Annotated in this window: 18 protein-coding genes; 6 read left to right on the top strand and 12 right to left on the bottom strand. The window is 56.9% G+C overall.

The features are described 5' to 3' along the window. Nucleotides 1–11: 11 nt before the first annotated feature. Genes COW1_RS00965 through COW1_RS00945 form a run of 5 tightly spaced genes read right to left on the bottom strand, consistent with a single transcriptional unit; the run spans nucleotide 12 to nucleotide 2,478 of the window. Complete coding sequence (locus COW1_RS00965; RefSeq protein ID WP_201345140.1) at nucleotides 12–605, bottom strand: hypothetical protein; 594 nt, start codon at nucleotides 603–605, stop codon at nucleotides 12–14. After that, on the bottom strand, nucleotides 605–1,510 hold the full coding sequence (locus COW1_RS00960) for an ATP-binding protein (protein ID WP_201345139.1): 906 nt from the start codon (nucleotides 1,508–1,510) through the stop codon (nucleotides 605–607). Before COW1_RS00960 ends, COW1_RS00965 begins: the two co-directional genes overlap by 1 nt. After that, nucleotides 1,507–1,788, bottom strand: a complete 282-nt coding sequence (locus tag COW1_RS00955) for a hypothetical protein (protein ID WP_201345138.1) — start codon at nucleotides 1,786–1,788, stop codon at nucleotides 1,507–1,509. Before COW1_RS00955 ends, COW1_RS00960 begins: the two co-directional genes overlap by 4 nt. 4 nt (nucleotides 1,789–1,792) lie before the next feature. Next, nucleotides 1,793–2,260, bottom strand: a complete 468-nt coding sequence (locus COW1_RS00950) for a hypothetical protein (protein ID WP_201345137.1) — start codon at nucleotides 2,258–2,260, stop codon at nucleotides 1,793–1,795. Next, on the bottom strand, nucleotides 2,257–2,478 hold the full coding sequence (locus COW1_RS00945; RefSeq protein WP_201345136.1) for an AlpA family transcriptional regulator: 222 nt from the start codon (nucleotides 2,476–2,478) through the stop codon (nucleotides 2,257–2,259). Before COW1_RS00945 ends, COW1_RS00950 begins: the two co-directional genes overlap by 4 nt. 345 nt (nucleotides 2,479–2,823) lie before the next feature. Between COW1_RS00945 and COW1_RS00940 the strand changes: the two genes are divergently transcribed. Then, a complete protein-coding gene (locus COW1_RS00940; RefSeq protein WP_201345135.1) occupies nucleotides 2,824–3,405 on the top strand; it encodes a hypothetical protein in 582 nt (193 codons plus the stop codon). Beyond that, nucleotides 3,395–4,351: a nucleotidyl transferase AbiEii/AbiGii toxin family protein gene (locus tag COW1_RS00935; RefSeq protein WP_201345134.1), complete on the top strand. Its 957-nt coding sequence runs from the start codon at nucleotides 3,395–3,397 to the stop codon at nucleotides 4,349–4,351. The genes COW1_RS00940 and COW1_RS00935 overlap by 11 nt, the downstream gene beginning before the upstream one ends. Nucleotides 4,352–4,359: 8 nt before the next feature. Here COW1_RS00935 and COW1_RS00930 read toward each other — a convergent pair whose 3' ends face one another. Both COW1_RS00930 and COW1_RS00925 read right to left on the bottom strand, forming a co-directional pair. Continuing rightward, nucleotides 4,360–5,355: a hypothetical protein gene (locus tag COW1_RS00930; RefSeq protein ID WP_201345133.1), complete on the bottom strand. Its 996-nt coding sequence runs from the start codon at nucleotides 5,353–5,355 to the stop codon at nucleotides 4,360–4,362. Then, entirely contained in the window at nucleotides 5,333–6,577 is a 1,245-nt protein-coding gene (locus tag COW1_RS00925; protein WP_201345132.1) for a hypothetical protein, read from the bottom strand. The genes COW1_RS00930 and COW1_RS00925 overlap by 23 nt, the downstream gene beginning before the upstream one ends. Nucleotides 6,578–6,770: 193 nt before the next feature. Here COW1_RS00925 and COW1_RS00920 point away from each other — a divergent pair, with 193 nt between their 5' ends. The 4 genes from COW1_RS00920 to COW1_RS00905 are packed head-to-tail and all read left to right on the top strand — an operon-like array spanning nucleotide 6,771 to nucleotide 9,134. Further along, a complete protein-coding gene (locus tag COW1_RS00920) occupies nucleotides 6,771–6,956 on the top strand; it encodes a hypothetical protein (RefSeq protein WP_201345131.1) in 186 nt (61 codons plus the stop codon). Further along, entirely contained in the window at nucleotides 6,953–7,384 is a 432-nt protein-coding gene (locus tag COW1_RS00915) for a DUF2924 domain-containing protein (RefSeq protein ID WP_201345130.1), read from the top strand. The genes COW1_RS00920 and COW1_RS00915 overlap by 4 nt, the downstream gene beginning before the upstream one ends. Continuing rightward, entirely contained in the window at nucleotides 7,381–8,727 is a 1,347-nt protein-coding gene (locus COW1_RS00910) for a recombinase family protein (protein WP_201345129.1), read from the top strand. Before COW1_RS00915 ends, COW1_RS00910 begins: the two co-directional genes overlap by 4 nt. Further along, nucleotides 8,724–9,134: a hypothetical protein gene (locus tag COW1_RS00905; protein WP_201345128.1), complete on the top strand. Its 411-nt coding sequence runs from the start codon at nucleotides 8,724–8,726 to the stop codon at nucleotides 9,132–9,134. The genes COW1_RS00910 and COW1_RS00905 overlap by 4 nt, the downstream gene beginning before the upstream one ends. A gap of 202 nt (nucleotides 9,135–9,336) precedes the next feature. Here the strand turns inward: COW1_RS00905 and COW1_RS00900 are convergent, their stop codons facing one another. From COW1_RS00900 to COW1_RS00880, 5 genes are all read right to left on the bottom strand, one after another. Further along, entirely contained in the window at nucleotides 9,337–9,954 is a 618-nt protein-coding gene (locus tag COW1_RS00900) for a DUF2026 family protein (RefSeq protein WP_201345127.1), read from the bottom strand. Nucleotides 9,955–10,074: 120 nt separating this feature from the next. Next, on the bottom strand, nucleotides 10,075–10,635 hold the full coding sequence (locus COW1_RS00895; protein ID WP_201345126.1) for a hypothetical protein: 561 nt from the start codon (nucleotides 10,633–10,635) through the stop codon (nucleotides 10,075–10,077). A 363-nt stretch (nucleotides 10,636–10,998) separates the two neighbouring features. Further along, on the bottom strand, nucleotides 10,999–12,774 hold the full coding sequence (locus COW1_RS00890; protein WP_201345125.1) for an AIPR family protein: 1,776 nt from the start codon (nucleotides 12,772–12,774) through the stop codon (nucleotides 10,999–11,001). A gap of 249 nt (nucleotides 12,775–13,023) precedes the next feature. Continuing rightward, on the bottom strand, nucleotides 13,024–14,247 hold the full coding sequence (locus tag COW1_RS00885) for a hypothetical protein (protein WP_201345124.1): 1,224 nt from the start codon (nucleotides 14,245–14,247) through the stop codon (nucleotides 13,024–13,026). Next, nucleotides 14,172–16,364, bottom strand: coding sequence for a Piwi domain-containing protein (locus tag COW1_RS00880; protein WP_201345123.1), 2,193 nt, complete (start codon nucleotides 16,362–16,364; stop codon nucleotides 14,172–14,174). The genes COW1_RS00885 and COW1_RS00880 overlap by 76 nt, the downstream gene beginning before the upstream one ends. Nucleotides 16,365–16,797: the final 433 nt, after the last annotated feature.

Here is a 16,797-nt window from a genome sequence, read left to right as displayed (position 1 = left end):
GCCGCCCCTCCTTACTGTGCCCAGCTGGGACGGCCGATGGGTGCTGCCGCCGGCTGTTGCGGATGGGATGGCGCCTGATGCTGCACGGGCTGCGGAGCGACCTTGCCCATCACCCCGGCGTATTCCTTGCGCTCCGGCGTGATGGCCATCTTGATGACGTTCTTGTCCTCGCCGTGCTGGTCCTTCTCCATCTCCACCTTGCCGACGAACTCGATGCCATCGAGATCGGCGAAGCCGTTGATGCGCCGGGCCTGCTGGGCCGGGGGCGAGTTATCCTGCGGGTGCAGACCGCGCGCGGAGTTGAGGATGCCCTTGATGAAGGCGCGACCCATGTTGGCCCACTCGGGTCCCTTGGGGCTGTGCAGGCCGATCAGGCTCCACATCTTGCGGCGTGCGTAGGGATCATCCAGCACTACGAACTCGCAGTTGAGATAGACCGAGCCGGTGGTCTGGTTCTGAGTGGCGTAGCCGCCGGTCCAGCCCTGTGCCGGGTCATCGTGGCCACCCGGCTTGATGGTCATGCGCACCTTCACCAGGGTGCCCTTGGGAATCAGATCGAAGCTGTTCTGATCGTCGGCAGAGTTGTAATCATTCCAAGCAGTCATTATTGGACTCCTTCTTCAGAGAGGTTGGATTCGGGAGAAACGGTATTGGGGTCTTGCGGCACCCTGGTGTGGTCAGCGCCACCAAAGGTCAGGCGTTCCGCGGCGGGCTTGACGGCGCTGCGGATCTTCACCATCAGGCGACCGAGGTGCGGTTCTTCGATCATGGCCAGGCGCCCGCTGCGATCCTTGGCCGGGTAGCCCCAGGGGTTCAGGGTGTGGTTGATGAAGGCGCGATAGCCTTGCCCATCGTCGTCCGTCACCTCCGCCATGGCGATCACCTGATCGACGATCCCGGGAAGTTCCAGACCGGTCTTGGAGCCGTCGATCTGCGGCGCGAACACCTTGCGGTTGAAGTCGTCGACCCGTTCATCGAGGATGCCGACGAACCAGATGTTTTTGTTGCGGGTGTGCTGCAGATGGGTGAGCCAGGCGATCATCTCTTGGCCGTGCAGACCGTAGGCGCCGCGCATGTCCGGTTTGCCGCTGCGCTCGCTAAAGGCCTGCGGCTGGCCCTTGCACCACTGGAAGCAGAGACGGCCCGCAACCGTGATCGAGTCAATGAACACCGTCTCGTACTTGGCCAGCGCCACCGGATCACCGAAACGCTCGCACACCGCATCGAAGTGGGCCTGGCTATAGGGCTGGTCCTCGCGCAGCGCCGGATTGGGCCCGCCGATGAACACCGCGAAGTCGCGGCACTCCTGCCAGGTCTTGGGCCGGATGCTATCGCCGGCCCAGCCTTCGATGGCCAGATCCCCGGCTTCCAGATCGAAGAACAGGGTGCTCTCCGGCTCCAGGGTCCACAGCAGACTGGTCTTGCCGATGCCCGACTTGCCGAAGATGCAGCCCTTGATGCCGCGCTTCTCGGCCAGCCGCTGATCGGCGGATATGATGGGCAGACTCATGAACGGCCCTCCTCATCCGAGAAGGCATCCCCGACCCGATGCGCGCCCAGGGCCCCCCGTTTGCGGGCGAGATCGTAGAGCTCACGCAAGGCGTTCATACGCCGACTGATGGGCCGGACCTCGTTTTCGAGGGCGAGGACGGCAAAGGCGATCTGGTCGAGCGTGGCGTCTTCGATGGACACCTCCACACCGTCCGACCGGATCTGTTCGGGCAAGGCATCCAACAGATAGGGATGCTGATTTTTCAGCTTCTCGAGCAAAGTGCGTTTCTTGAACATGGCGCTACTCCTCGTTCAGAGACAGATGAAAGGTGGGCTTGCCGGTCTTGAGCGTGCGGGCCGGCGCGAACACCTCGCGCATGCTCTGCGGCCAGGCGCTGTATTTGCGCTCGGCGACTTTGCAGGTGATGTCCAGGTACTCGGTGGGATCGTCGCCACTGGCGGCGATGCGCTCGGCGATCTCGGACAGCTTGCTCTGGTCCCAGACCGGCTTCTTCGGAAGATCCGAGGTGACGCGGATACCGCCATCCTCGAAGTGGACGGTGCCGGTGTCCTTGCCGAGCTGGGCGCGCAGCGCCTTGGCCTGGGCGTCGTATTTCAGGGCGATGGCCCCGTCGATCCAGTCCTTGAGATCCTTGGCCTGGCGCAGAGAATCGGCGGCCGTGGATTGCAGCTGCATCAGGTCCTGCGCACAGAGCCCGGTCATCTCGGCGACGGACAGGAGCCTGGCGTCATCCAGCGTGATGCTCATGCCACACCTCCCACCGACGCCGGATGGGCAGGTTCGGAGGTGGACTCGCGCATATGCAGACGCTCGTAGGCCTCGATGTCCTCGAGGCGGTAGACCACGCGTCCCCCGATCTTGAGGAAGCAGGGTCCCCAGCCGATGGACCGCCACCGTTCCAGGGTTCTTTCCGATAAGTCCCAGCGCTCGGCCAGATCTTGTTGGTTTAGGTGTTTGACGCTCACGTTCGCCTCCGTAGGGTTGTTGCCAAAACGTGAGGTGCATTGTCGGAAGCGACTTGTACGGGCGTCGGCACCCGCCATGTACGGGGAAATGTACGGAGTGAACGGAAAGGGGCTATTTCATGCCCCTGAGAACGAGGAACCGCCAGGAGGCGGTATTTAGGCATCAAGGGGGTGCGCGTGGCCTGCGGCGGCCTGTTTCCGGGAAAGAATGGGCGACGAAAATCTTTTAAGGCACTGTATTTATTTGTTTAATTGTACTTTTCTTGTTTGTTTTGCATGATTTTTTAATAAATTTATTGTCAAAATAGCCGACAAGGGCTATATTTTCCTGCGGAGGTGATGGCAATGACGCGTTTAGAGCAATTGAAACGGCACCTGCACCCCGGTCGTGTCTACCGGCGTGCTGACTTGGCGCAGTGGTCGCGAAGCGTCGACCGCCATGCCCGTGCGCTGGTCGATGAGGGCGTGCTGCAAAAGCTCCGGAACGGCCTGTACTACTACCCCAAGGCTTCCGTTTTCGGCCGCGTTCCGCCGGATGAACTGGACCTTGTCCGCACCTTTCTCAAGGAGGACGACTTCCTGCTCACCTCCCCCAATGCCTACAACGCCCTGGGCCTGGGTACCACGCAGCTCTATAACCGCCGCGTCGTCTACAACCACAAGCGCCATGGCCAGTTCACCCTGGGCGGCATGCCCTTCGAGTTCCGCAGGAAACCCCGCTTCCCCAAGCGACTCACGGAAGAATTCCTGCTCGTGGACCTGCTGAACAACCTCTCCGAGTTGGCGGAGGATCCTGCCGCGGTCCGTGAGCGTGCGCGCGCCAAGGCAAAGGAACTGGACGCCGCCCGACTCCGGCGCGCCGCGCGTGACTACGGCAAGGTCGCCACGCGCAAGTTCTTCGAGCAGGCATTGTCGAATGCCGCCTGATCCTTACCTGCACGAACGCTCTGATTTTTCCGATCTGGTCCGAATCGTCGCCGACGAGCGCGGGGTGCTACCAGCGCTCGTAGAGAAGGACTACTGGATCATGCACTGCCTGTACGGTTTGGGCGCGCAGAGTCTCGGCTTCGAACTCAAGGGCGGTACCTCGCTGTCGAAGGGCTTCGGCATCATCCAGCGTTTCTCCGAGGACATCGACATTCGCATCGACCCGGCATGCGCGCCCTTCGAGGTCTTCACTGGGCAGAACCAAACCAAGAAACCGCGGCACATCGAATCAAGAAGGCAGTTCTACGACTGGCTTGCCGGGAACATTCACATCGACGGTATCGTCGGCATCGCCCGTGATCACGCCTTCGATGACGAAAAATACCGCAGCGGTGGCATCCGCCTCCATTACGACAGCGCCTTCGATCAGCCGGTGAGCTTGAAGGAAGGCATCCTGCTGGAGGTCGGGTTCGACGACACCATGCCTAACCTACCCCGGACGATTTCGTCCTGGGCCTTTGATCGAGGCGTGGCGGCTGACGTAGCCATCGCCGATAACCGTGCCATGAACGTGCCCTGCTATCATCCCGGCTATACCTTTGTGGAGAAACTGCAGACCGTCTCCACCAAATTCCGCCAACAGCAGGCCAACGGGGAATTGCCGCCGAACTTCCTCCGGCACTATTACGATATCAGTCAGCTCCTGGACCATCCCGACGTGGCCGCGTTCATCGGCACGCCGGAATACCATGCAAGAAAGGAACAGCGTTTCAGGCAAGATGACAACCTGATCATCGCAGAGAACGAGGCCTTTCTTTTGTCCGACGCGGCGACCCGCGAGCAATACACTCTCGCCTACCAGGCAACGGCACCGCTGTATTTCGGCGGACAACCGCCCTTCGGCGCCATCCTGGCGAAGATCCGGGACGCGATGGATAGGCTATAGGGAATCGATTAGTCCAGCTTGAAGGCGTAGATGCCTTTCCTCACTCGGGTGATGTAGTCCTCCCATTCGATGTTGGCTCCGAACAGGGATGACATTCGTACCGACCCGCCTACTTGCCCGTTATCCCGGACAGCGGCGAGAATCTCCTTGGCGGGCAATTCCCAGCGCCCCTTGCGGGCTTGCTTGAACATATACTCGACGGCCTTGACGTGTTTCGGCCCCTTAAGAACCCAAGGTGCCTTGCCACGAATAACAAGCCTCTTGCGGTAGGGATCGAATTCGATCGGAAAATTGGAGTCGTCCATATTCTCCGACACACCAAGCATCCGGCGATATAGCCAATCTGTATCGAGTCGCGTCTCTTCCAGATGCGACACGACGGCGTCACACAATGGACAGAGCACGATGCCTTCGGGCAGCCGAATGAGATCGGAATGCCACTGACCGGTGGAGAGCAACAGACCACTGCTGCTGCGCGACGAAAGCCATGTCGCCACCTCCGGCAAATATCGGTCCAGTTTCCTCACCAGCCAGACCTGGCGATGCAATCCATCACCCAACCGGGCGGTTCCCAGCGCCCATAGGACACCGGGAATAGCCGGACTGGCAATGCCATCACGTTGCGCCAGAGGTATGTCCAGCAGGTCTGCTACCGCGTTCAGAAAACGCTGTTCGGCAATCTGCCTTACCTCGGTATCCGTAAACGGTATCCTTTGCCATCGGAGCGTGTTCGGCTCCCGGAAGCGGACCCAGGCAGGATCATCATCCTCTTCAATTTCCACCTGAACCGGCTCGTCATCAAAGTCCGCCTCGATCACTCCGGCGTAACCAGCCGTAGTCAACCAATCATCCAGCGGGGACTTGGAAAAATCAGGATAGCGTCTATCCAGCTCCCATGCCGGGATGCCGCACAATCGCTGCCCATCGCTTCCCACGATCGGCTGGGCAGAAGCCTCGAACAGGCCGATCAGGTCATGCGACCTATGCGGCGGCAAGGCTCTCATCACCGATCTCCCGCACGATCCCCCATTTTTCCAGCAGGTGGTCACAAAGCACCCGGTCTTTTTCGCGTTTGGTCTTGATGTTGCAACCATTCTCGCCCCGCAGGACGATGTGTACCGTCCTTGCCCGCTCCCCGGACTGTTTGCGAATCTTGAGGGAGATCTGAGCGAAAGTAATGACGTGCCGGCTGAATTTAAAATCGGCAGTCACCATGTCACGTGACGCCTGGTAGATATCATCCGGATCCTTGATGCCGATCTTCAGGATCATGCTCCGGCCCGATTTCGTATAGCCGAGCTGGGTCACCCGGGCCCAGTCCACGTTCTCGCCTTGGATATCGAACTGAAACGGTGTCGCCAGGCACTGGTAGTCATACCGCTTCAATGGGATGCGCTCCCCGGTAATCGATGACCTGAGCAGGTGATCGGCCGCCAGTCGCGCCAGCGCTTCCCGACCGTTGCCATCTTTGGACAGCACCTCCAGGTTCCCGTTATCGGGTTCATAGGTGATGAAAGAAGACACGGCTCGCGTCACCTGTTGGCTATCGAGTTGGCTGTCCTTCACGCACTCGACCGCTTCCGGTGCCAGGTTGTAGTGAATGCTGACCTGGTACAGCGCGACATCGTCACCGGTTTGGGAATCCGGATGCAGTCGCCTGAATACCTGGACGGCCACCTGATCTTTTGGGCATTTGAATTGCTCCGCGACCTTTTCGTGGAAAGTATCGACAGAGGCGGTGTCTTCTCTCAGCACCAGATCTTTCGGGCCGATAAACCCCGAGTAGCAGCTTGCGCTCTGCCGGAACACGGCGGCCGAGCGCGCATCGATCGCCTCATTGAACAGGCGGAGATCCTCACCAAACAACCACAGGCTGCGATCATATTGGTTGCCAAGCTTTTCGAAAGCCTCCTGCTGTGCTGCCTCGGTGAAATGTTCATACCGGACACTGTCGACCGCGTCCTGCCCGGGCCCGTCGGTGAGAAGCACGATTTTCTCGGCCAGCTCCTCCATCTTCTGGCGTTCAGCGACCGGTAGTGAAGACAGGGTGTCGGCAAACCCCGCGCGGATTTCTCGTTTGCCTTTCTTGGGATCGATCTCTTGCAGTTCGACCTGGAAATGCTCTGCTATGAATTTCCTGAAGTAATCCGGCTGCACATGGTTGAGCATTTTACTCAGGTTTTCCGCATCATTCATCGCTGTCCCTCTTTGTTGTTCAATAGGCATGTGTCACACCGCCCGAGAATAGACAGCATGATCCCGCGCGTTAGATGGGGACATTGGATTATTCTTTCAAGTACTCGCTTACCCCCTCCCGCCCCATATGCTCCGCAACTTCCTGATTTATTTAGTCGGGCCGTCTCTGGACAATGTGCTTATCAACGGTTTCGAATTCCAAAAATGATACCCAGGATAAGCGATGCAAACCCTTCTACCCGCAGACATGCTCTCTGACGAGGAGCGGACGGCTGAGGCGGCCGAGATCCTCGCCGCCGGCCTCATCCGGCTCCGCAACGCCCAGCAAGATAGCGATTTTCCACTGGACTTCCTGCCCACCGGAAGCGTTCATCATGACCGTTATCACAACGGAGAAGAACAACGATGAGCGCAGATGTAATCGGTAAGGTGGCGGCGCTGCCGTCACTGGAAAATAACGAACTGAAAAAGCTGTGGCGGGAGCTGTTCGACGAATCGGCCCCGCGCAAGAAGCGGGATTATCTGATCCCGCGGCTGGCCTGGCGCATTCAGGAGTTGGCCTATGGTGGTCTCTCCGACAACGCCCAGGATCGCATCAACCGGCTGCTGCGCAGCAAGGAGCAGCTCAAGCCCAGCAGCAACCGGCTCAAGCGCCCCGCCGTGGGCACCAAGCTGATCCGCGAGTACCAGGGCGTCGAGCACCACGTCACCGTCACCCGCAACGGCTTCGAGTATCAGGGCCGCACCTTCCGCAGCCTGTCCCACATCGCCCGGGAGATCACCGGCACCCGCTGGTCGGGACCGCTGTTCTTCGGCCTGACCAGGAGCGGCAAATGACCGACAAGAAGAAAACGATCCGCTGCGTGGTATACACCCGCAAGTCGTCCGAGGAGGGCCTGGAACAGGAATTCAACTCGCTGGATGCCCAGCGGGAGGCAGGTGAATCCTATATCCATTCGCAGAAGCACGAGGGCTGGACGCTGCTGCCCAACCGCTACGACGACGGCGGCATCTCCGGCGGCACCATGGACCGGCCCGGGCTGCAGCAACTATTAGCCGACGTGAAGGCCGACAGGCTCGATGTGGTGGTGGTCTACAAGGTGGACCGCCTCAGCCGCTCCCTCGGGGACTTCGCCCAGATCATCGACCTGTTCGACAAGCACGGCGTCTCCTTCGTCTCGGTCACCCAGCAGTTCAACACCACCTCCTCCATGGGGCGGCTGACGCTGAATATCCTGCTCTCCTTCGCCCAGTTCGAGCGCGAGGTCACCGGCGAGCGCATCCGCGACAAGATCGCCCTGTCGAAAAAGAAAGGGATGTGGATGGGCGGCTACGTACCGCTGGGCTACGACGTGGCCAGCCGCAAGCTGGTTCCCAACGAGCCGGAAGCGGACTTGGTGCGGCGCATTTTCAACCGCTTCATCCGCCTGGGCTCCACCACCTTGCTGTGCAAGGAACTCAACGAACAGGGCTTCCGCACCAAGCGCCGCCGCGGTCGCGACGGTCGGATGAATGATGGCTTCCCGTTCAACAAGACCACCCTTTACAAGATCCTCGGAAACCGGATCTACCTGGGCGAGATCCGGCACAAGGACAAATGGTACCCCGGCGAGCATAAGGCGATCATCGACCAAGATCTTTGGGACAAGGCACACACGGTCATGGCCCAGGACCGCACCCAGCGTGCCGCGGACTCCAGACGACAGACGCCTGCCCCGCTCAAGGGGTTGCTCTACGGCCCCGACGGTAAGGCGATGACGCCGACCCATACCAAACGGGGCGACAAAAGGTACCGCTACTACGTCACTCACACCGCCAACAAACGCGGCCACGAGGACTGCCCGGTGCGCATGGTGCGGGCCGGTGACCTCGAGGGCATCGTCTTCGACCAGATCAAGGCCATCTTTCGGAACCCGGCCATGGTCGTCAGCACCTGGAAGGCGGCCGCCACCATGGATGAGGGCATCACTGAGGAAGAAGTACGCGAAGGGCTCCAGTCCATCGAGGCGGTCTGGGACCACCTCTACCACAAGGAGCAGGCCCGGCTGCTGCAACTCTTTATCGAGAGGATCCGGGTGGAGCCTGAGGGCGTCCATATCGACCTCAGGACAAATGGCATCAACAGCCTGTTGCTGGATCTGAAGACCGCAGCCCGGGAAACCAAGGAGATGAGCGCATGAAATCCAGCATAAACCTTAGCCGTGATGGCAAGGTGATCCACATCTTCATCCCCGCCCAGTTGGGACGCCACTCCGGCCGCAAGACCATTCTCTCGCCCACAGGCCAGCCGGTGAATCCCGACCGCAACACTGAGGCAGACGTCACGTTGATCAACGCCCTGGTCCGGGCCCATCGCTGGAACCGCTGGCTGGCCAAGGGCAAGTACGACAGCGTCAAAGAGATCGCCACCGACGAGGGGATCACCAGCCCCAGCTATGCATCACGTATCCTGCGTCTGGTTCTGCTGGCCCCGGACATCCAGGAGGCGATTCTCAACAGTAGGCATCCGGCCACCTTGACCCTGGCCGAGTTAATGGATCCCTTTCCCCAGGTCTGGGAGCTGCAGCGGAAACAGCTTGGATTCTGAACCTCGTTATCCGATTGCAATCGTCTAGCACTCAGCTCTGACACGGGTTATCGGGCTCATTGGGGCGAACGGCGTATTTCACCTTGTTCAGAGCGCTCGTGAATTTGCGCAACAATCGAAAAAGCAGACTTTCAACAGCACCGATAAGCCGCGCGATCTTAGAGTAGCGAAGGTCGGTTTGATTAGATGGCTGGGAATGTTTCTACCAAGCCCCAACTACTTGCGTACCGATGAAAGGGACCGGCTTAACTGCTCCCTTGCCGTCACTGACTTGGATTGTTTTCTGCATCTTCTTGGGAGGCCGGCGATACCACTGTTCGGCTATATCAAGAAGATCCGCATGAGCAGGCTTGGACAGAAAATGCTCAAATAAGTCATTGGTACGCCCTGGATTGGCCTCAACAAAGAAGTCTCCCGGCGATATCAGCGCATCAGGACTCGGCGAAACATCAGAAAGCCTTTTTTGCAGCATCTTTGGTGATCCAGGCACAATGCGAGGAAACATCGGCGCAATAAAATCGATGAGCCACCCCTCCGCCTGGACCCACGCATGGAATCCATTCTCGGTGCAATGAAGTTCATTACCAACTGCTTCAGCGAACATTAATACGTTCTTTTCACCGCTACCAATTCTGTAGCCAGCGATCCCCGCCACAGCCGCAGCTTCAATCTTGTAGTGCCGGCGGAGTATCGCCGCTGCAAACATTGAGAAAAAGAAGCAACTCTTTAGGACATTAGCCTGTTCACTACTCAAAACGGAGTAGATAGTCATATGTATACGCTGATAGTCCGGCAGCGGTATTAAGAACTTTGCGGCCACCTCAGCCTCCCTGACTCAGCTGTCCAGCGACCTAGCTCAGGTGATCGCTGCCGCATAGCGACGATAGGACCGGCGCGGTAGCAGGTCGACCTGGATCGCCGCTCAATAAACTAGCGAGTTTCATAGCGTAATTGCAGGTGCCGCCATAGCTTTCGGTATAGCGATTCCAGGATGAGCTGGCCTACCGGCTCGACGGTTTCCTTCTTGAAGCACTCCAATGAGCATTTGGTCAGCATGCTCAAAGTAGTCAAACTGCTGCTGTAGATGTGGGACAGTAACGTGGTTCACCGTCAGAGCGTGAAGATCAGCAACGACCGCATCCCCTTTCGCCAGCTCTTCTAGGTTGGCAAATGCCAATTGTCCAGAGTTGTCGTTCCACCATGTGCAGTGCGCATATAGGTTCCTGATACGCAAACACACTCGCACTTCAGCAATCGCTTCGCCGAACTCCTCAGCCAAGCCTAAATCCACATATGATTGTCGTGCAATTGCGTCCGCGACGTCAATCCGCTGGCTGTTGCCGCGACCCCGAAACATTGCCTTCAGCGCTAGATCAAGATCGTCACGCACAGCTTTCGCACAATACATCAGATCAATTTCAAGATCGGCATAACCTGCCAGCATACGCCCAATAAGGGCTGCCTCATCTGGGAAATCTTTAAATGCTGAAAGAATGGGCATTGCTATCTCAGTATTAGCCGTCGGGCTGGTTCAGAAAGAACGTCCAACATACTGTCAAGCATATTCGACGCAGTGCGTTGGGGCAATTCATGGTAGGAGGTCGCTCTCATATCACAACCAGCGCATGAACCCGCGCGTCAACCCGAACCGCGGCGGCAAGACCCCGGTACCGGTTCTCGAGTTCATCGAGACACTGAGGGGCGCGTTCACCCTAAAGCAGCATTTTGCCATGAAGCATATTTTCAGCCGATATGTGCCACAAACGGATCTACTGCATTTACATCAGCGGACGCCAGGTTTGCGTTCAGCTCCATTCCCCATTTTCGTTGTTCAGAAATATTTGAATCGCATATTTTTCTAGCATCACTTCCCATGAAACGCTTTTAATCCAGCTTCCACATTGGCCATGTGCTTATTGAATACACGCTGGCCCTTGTTTTCCGACGATTTCCAAAAGGCGGCGAATTCCTTATCACGTCCGCGCTTACTTCGGAAAAACCGCGATGGGTCTTCTGCCTTGGCACCTTTCCCACGGTTCAGATGGTAGTACTTGGTGGCAGCAACGAACGCTTTCTCAATAGCACGGTTAAGGGGCACAATAACCTCATCGACCTGCCTCTCACAGGCAACCCGGAATGCCTCTGCCTGACGCGCCCCACGAACCATTGTATTTAACTCTTTCCACATAAACCTCAAGACCAGCCACTTGGCGTATCCACGCTCCGGATAACCGCGCGAGCAGTATGTAACTTTTCGCATGAGGTGGTAACGAGGAAGGTAGTAGTTAGGGTCTGCGCATGGGAACACCCGCGGATACAGCTCGCTCTCGAACAGATTGTTGATGCCCGACCTGGGAAGCACTGGGTCCAGTTCGCAACCTGCCACGCAACGGGCCAGCTCCTCTTTCTTTACTGTACGTTGGTGCTTAATTGTGGACAACCGCTTCGCCTCAGACTTTGACTGCTTCTTACGGACGTAGAGGTAACCTAGCTTTCGGAACTCTCGCTCAATCTCAATCTGTCGCCGATCGTTTGCCATCAAGTCCGCAGCACTGATGGCATTCTGCCAGTTAGTTCCAGCCACTATCTGAGAAATTAAAGAGTCGAAGTGGTCATTTCCGTTTCCATTTTCCCTCGGAACCTGGATGACCTTTACCAGGACGCTGGCGTTGGCCGCGTGTTTTGCATTTGCTGCCAGTGTCCTCGTGGTCTGTTGGCCATTGATAATTTGCGGATTGCCGACAACCAGGAAATCCTTCCCCTTACTGCTGCGTTTCTCCGCCTGGTCACAGACTACCGTAATGCCATTGTTATAATAGAAGAATCGCTCAGGTTCTTGTTCGAGGGTTTCCACCATCGACTGGTTCACCGGCGTATCCCCGAGAAATCCTCGGATATTGCGCGCAAACACTCGGATACCGCTTCTCTGATATAGCTCTGCAACATCGCTTCCCTTCATCGAGAATACCCAGGACTCCACATCTGTGAGGCCGTCGAAACGTTGTAATATTCCGTTTACTTTCACCGCGCTACCCGATTCCATTTCTAACTCTAGTGAGGGTATTGGCGGGGCGACACCGTCCAGATAGTCGCGGAGAAGTAGCATACACCGCTTCCCATCAATAAGGTCAAATTCAGCACGTGTACCATTCGAACGGGCTGTACGCCTCGCATCATCGAATGTCTTGGTTGAGCATTTCCCCAAGGTTACGTAGTACAGCCATAGCCGGTAACCACGGCGGCGTAAGGCGTGGCGGGCTCTTTCCAATAGGCTGGCAGTTCTTGGCTCCATTCCTTCCAAGAATCCTTTAAAGGTATCTGTTTCCGGTGAGGAAAGTATGCGGGCTGTATCTGCGAAACTGAGCACGTCATTTCGCGCCTCGGTCTTATTTCCGACCTGATGACGGTATTTCCCTTGAAGCACGAAGACAGACCTCGCTTTGTCATCCACGAACACACCATCGATACCCTTATCGTTCGGTCCACCGGCGATAGCCTCCGCGGCAAGGCGTTCATCATCTGTGATGTAAGCACGTAGAAACCAGAGCACGAAGAGGTCGTCGTTCTTCAGTTCTGGATAACGCTCCCCCAGTTCCCTTATTTCCGCATTCAGATCACTTATGCTCAGCTTGTCTTGCACAATTTACCCCCTTATCCTCATCGGACTCCTCCGTCCTTCTGATTCAGTACCACTCATCCACGCGTCGCCATGCTCAGGACGGAACCCATTTCGGATAACGTCGCGCTCAGGCGCCCGGAACAGCAAGCAATGCGCCGCTGTTCCGGATCGCCTGCAGCGCGTGGTTAGGCCTGATACAGCAACAAAGCAACTACCGACGTCATCCAGTGCCAAAAAGTTTACGTATCTGGCCCTTCGTTTCGTTCTGAATTACTCATGCATTGTTGACGGCGCGCTGACCACAACGCACCCGTTTACGCCGTCAATCTTCAAAACGCCCTCTTTGAACTTCGTGTGTTCCTGCGTTGCACGCGTGGAATCCCACAGGAACCCCACAAGCAGCGCGTCCTTATACTTGACGTCGGAACGATAAAGCGAAGCGTCTTCGGCAATCTCACCTATGAGACTCTGAAAGGATTTCTTGGCGTCCTTTCTGTATTTAACCTCGATGATCGTGTGCAGGGACGGTAGATACAGGTCAACGCGCGGCGTCTTCTGTCCAACAGGTTGCAGATACACTTCGTCCGCGATGTCGTTAAAGACTGGCGCGAGCAGCACATAAAGAAGGTTCTGCACGTGGTATTCGTTCTCCACGCGCCACTTGACGGGTTCGGCGCCTTTCGTGCGCCCTAAGTCTTCCCACGTCCACCGCTTGAGGCCAACCGGAATATGCTCCAGGAATCCCAATAGATCGTCGAGGCTCCAGCCCTTCGGCGGCACGATCGCGACATCCTGATTCACCTGATCAAAGACATAAACTATTACACTCAACAGAGCCGCCGAAGCATTTCCTCGTGCCTGATCCCGGAATTCGTGCATGAAGCGGCTAATCAGGTCGAGGCGAAGTTGATGATCGTGGATCCGCCGTATTTTTCGGTAATGAAGAAAGAGCGGGACGCAGGCGCTCGCATAGACGGCAGACTCCGCGCCAGTGATATAAGCCGCAACATCCTTCTCGAAGAGATTGAGATGGTCGCCAGTGACCTGCTGAGCCAGAAATCCCGAGATCCAATGCTCAAACTCTCCGGAGATGCGCTCGTCATTCATCTGTGCGACCAGCCACTTAACGGCCATCACGCCGAACACGTCGGAGACCCAAGGCCGGGGTGTAGAATCGATTTTAGCGGCCTGCCCAAGAAGGCGGGATATATCCTGACTGGGCACGGTTTCTTCCAAAATGCCCAATCCGGAAATCACGCAGCGCTGGTACAAGGAGAGCGTTGAAAACTCGAAAGTAGGAATGCCGTCTTTCGACAATCCCAGGAAATGCATAAAGGAGTATTTGAAAGGATCGGCGTGAGCACTCTCGACTACCCTGCTATGCAGATGGTCGCGCAACTGGTACGCGTTCTCCTTCTCTATAGGAACCATTGGGATTGCCCTATCTTCCCAATCATGACCGAGTCGTTCCAGCCGGGAAGCTGGTTCAGCCATCCGAGATTCCTGGCGATCAGATCGGAGTAACTGATCGTGACCGGCATGGGATTCGGGAAGTAACTACGCCAAGAATGCGATGCGAAGCTGCAGACCTGGGCGCTCAAATACTTGATGTCCTTGAAGGTCGAGTCCTTATGGACAGCCAGGATCACGCCGCGCGGATGCCCGTCAGTATTCTGCCGCAACTCCCGCTGGCCGATCAGGTAGACAAGCATCTCATGTTTGGAGAGTTTGAATGTCTTTCCGCGAAGCGGCGCCAGTCGTCCTTTCTGCGCCCCGGCAGTCGCGGAGTCGAACATATGCAGCCCATGATCTTCCGAGAGTTTCAGGAACGCATACTCGACCTGATATTCTCGGTACTTGTCGATGACGGCGCGGACGGCCTCGATCTCCTCCTTGTTGAACTTCTTCACCTGCGCATGAAAGATCAGGCGGATCGTGTCACCTTTCTGCCAGTTCATGCGTTTCTGAATCTTCTCAATTGTCTCCCCGAGAACTGCCGTCAATGCCTCGCAATAGGCTTCCGGCACGACCGCCTTCGACGTATTCGAGACAATGTAGCTGCCGTCCCCGGAAAATACGGTGGTAATACCCATGATCCGCTGATTGCCGGCGCCGCGCTCCTGTCCGATATTTGCGCTACCGATGCCGATCACCAGTTCGTGGGAAAGGGTCGGTGAGCACTTGAGCAGCCATGGCACGCCGCCCATCTTCGCGTAGCAGGCCAGCGCCATATTGTTGAGGGAATAGCCGAGCGAGTAGTCGGATTGATCTAGTAGCTCGATCGTGAAGTCCTGAACGGGGACTTGATGCAGAAAGAATAGGCTCTTTCCGAGATAGTAGGGATTCTCCGTGACCTTGAGCTTCTTGAAGGATTGCCGAACCTGAACGAGCGCCAAGTCCCAACGGCCTCCGTCGTCCGCCTTCTTCCGGATCGCCGTTTCGATAGCGCTCTTGTATGCCTCCACGCTATCCGTCGTAGTAGCAAAGACCTCCACGCGACTGGTTCCCAGCGCGAACTTGCCCTCAAGGCCGTTGCTGAAATACTTGCTTGAGGAAATCCCTTTCAAGAGCTTGCGGACGAACTGCTCTACACGCCCCTTGTCGTGCTGGCCACAAATCACACAGATTGACGGATCGTTCCGATCAAAGGTGCGCTTTGTATAGGGACCGTATTGCGTCAGACCTTTTTCAGCCCAATCTGCCTCGCCGTTATCATTGAAGACGAACACCGGCTTGTGCATCTGCTCGCACTGACGCTGAATGTCCGGCGCGTCTTCGATCTCGATGCGGGTTCCGTCGATCATCGTGACTGTATTTGACTGGATGTATTTCTTGAGCGTCTCGATGCGGACCTTCTTGTTCTCGCCGCCATTGAACGACGACACGGATTGCCGGATACGCTCCACGATTGCATCCTTCTGCGCGCCATGCGTATGAAGAATGTAGTCGTCGAAGTTCGTCCGGCTCGCCTCCAGATAGGCATCCTTGGCGTCGATCTGCTCAATCTGCCCGTCTGGCCGCGTAACATGGAGCGTTTCGCCCTTGAGCGCGCTCACCGACCCCAGGAGCTTCCTGTATCCGTCCTGTTCTTCGGTGACGACATAGCGCCCTATGAGATCGAACCCAGCGCGAAGGAAGAAAAGACACGTCTCCTTAAGCACCCTGCGCGTTGTGCAATCAATGATCAGGCTCGGCTGCCCCTGAACATAACGCGTATCTATGGTGTACTTGGCGCAGACCTGAAAGGGGTAAGCATCGCCAAGTATCGGGACCAGCAGATTGTCCTCAGGCTTGGCGCTGATTAGTTCGATTGGTGTGAAACCGAGAGGGCGGCGCCCGAGACCGGCAAGATGTCTCGTCAATCCGTCTTTGACCAGAAAACAAAAAATGCCGAAGTTGTCCTTGAGTGCAACGTTCTGCGTCGAACCGGAAACTGGAAACTGCCCGTCCCTTGAAAAAACCAGGATGCTCTCGCCCTGCCGCCGGAAGGCGTGCGTCGATCGGTACTTAGTGCGGAGGCCGTCGAGGGTCTGCTTATCGTAGGGAATCTGACAGGCTGCAAGAAACAGGTCCGGGACTTTTAGCGGGAACGAGTTCAGGATAATTGGCAAAGCGCGATCCTTTTACATATAGAGTGGTCCACTGCGCCACGCCGCCATGACGCGCCGCCTCGATGGAAAGCGTCGAGCGCGAGGATCGCGTTAATCACTTGCAACCTTTGATCTCAGTTTCCCACGTAATTTTAGTAACTTACACTTCTTCTTTTACGGTGCCAAGTACTGGGTAGCTAAGCACGATGATCCGAATGGCGGTTGTGACACCATCGCTGGTCGCCGAAGGACGGGCGCGCAAAAGGTCCACTCGTGGCCGAACTCGGTATGCCTGACAAAAAACCAACCCCCTAAGATAGTCCGCCTGTTCACAATATCTGCAGTTAGCCTGCCAGACCGGCGATAACTTTGGTAGCCTCGACACCAATACCCGCTAGTAAGCGCCACGGATGTTCGCGCCGTTATTCGGAGCCGGTCTTCGATATCGAACAAG

Source organism: Thiohalobacter sp. COW1 (genome assembly GCF_016629505.1).
Classification (GTDB): domain Bacteria; phylum Pseudomonadota; class Gammaproteobacteria; order Thiohalobacterales; family Thiohalobacteraceae; genus Thiohalobacter; species Thiohalobacter thiocyanaticus_A.
The sequence above is the reverse complement of the archived record's forward strand: the minus strand, read 5'-3'. Positions and strand labels throughout refer to the sequence as shown.

Bases quoted from the DNA above. Each gene is read 5' to 3' on its own strand.
- COW1_RS00940 (WP_201345135.1), top strand. From the start codon at position 2,824: ATGACGCGTTTAGAGCAATTGAAACGGCACCTGCACCCCGGTCGTGTC.
- COW1_RS00960 (WP_201345139.1), bottom strand. From the start codon at position 1,510: ATGAGTCTGCCCATCATATCCGCCGATCAGCGGCTGGCCGAGAAGCGC.
- COW1_RS00950 (WP_201345137.1), bottom strand. From the start codon at position 2,260: ATGAGCATCACGCTGGATGACGCCAGGCTCCTGTCCGTCGCCGAGATG.
- COW1_RS00895 (WP_201345126.1), bottom strand. From the start codon at position 10,635: ATGCCCATTCTTTCAGCATTTAAAGATTTCCCAGATGAGGCAGCCCTT.
- COW1_RS00920 (WP_201345131.1), top strand. From the start codon at position 6,771: ATGCAAACCCTTCTACCCGCAGACATGCTCTCTGACGAGGAGCGGACG.
- COW1_RS00915 (WP_201345130.1), top strand. From the start codon at position 6,953: ATGAGCGCAGATGTAATCGGTAAGGTGGCGGCGCTGCCGTCACTGGAA.
- COW1_RS00925 (WP_201345132.1), bottom strand. From the start codon at position 6,577: ATGCCTATTGAACAACAAAGAGGGACAGCGATGAATGATGCGGAAAAC.
- COW1_RS00885 (WP_201345124.1), bottom strand. From the start codon at position 14,247: ATGGCTGAACCAGCTTCCCGGCTGGAACGACTCGGTCATGATTGGGAA.
- COW1_RS00930 (WP_201345133.1), bottom strand. From the start codon at position 5,355: ATGAGAGCCTTGCCGCCGCATAGGTCGCATGACCTGATCGGCCTGTTC.
- COW1_RS00935 (WP_201345134.1), top strand. From the start codon at position 3,395: ATGCCGCCTGATCCTTACCTGCACGAACGCTCTGATTTTTCCGATCTG.
- COW1_RS00965 (WP_201345140.1), bottom strand. From the start codon at position 605: ATGACTGCTTGGAATGATTACAACTCTGCCGACGATCAGAACAGCTTC.
- COW1_RS00955 (WP_201345138.1), bottom strand. From the start codon at position 1,788: ATGTTCAAGAAACGCACTTTGCTCGAGAAGCTGAAAAATCAGCATCCC.
- COW1_RS00905 (WP_201345128.1), top strand. From the start codon at position 8,724: ATGAAATCCAGCATAAACCTTAGCCGTGATGGCAAGGTGATCCACATC.
- COW1_RS00910 (WP_201345129.1), top strand. From the start codon at position 7,381: ATGACCGACAAGAAGAAAACGATCCGCTGCGTGGTATACACCCGCAAG.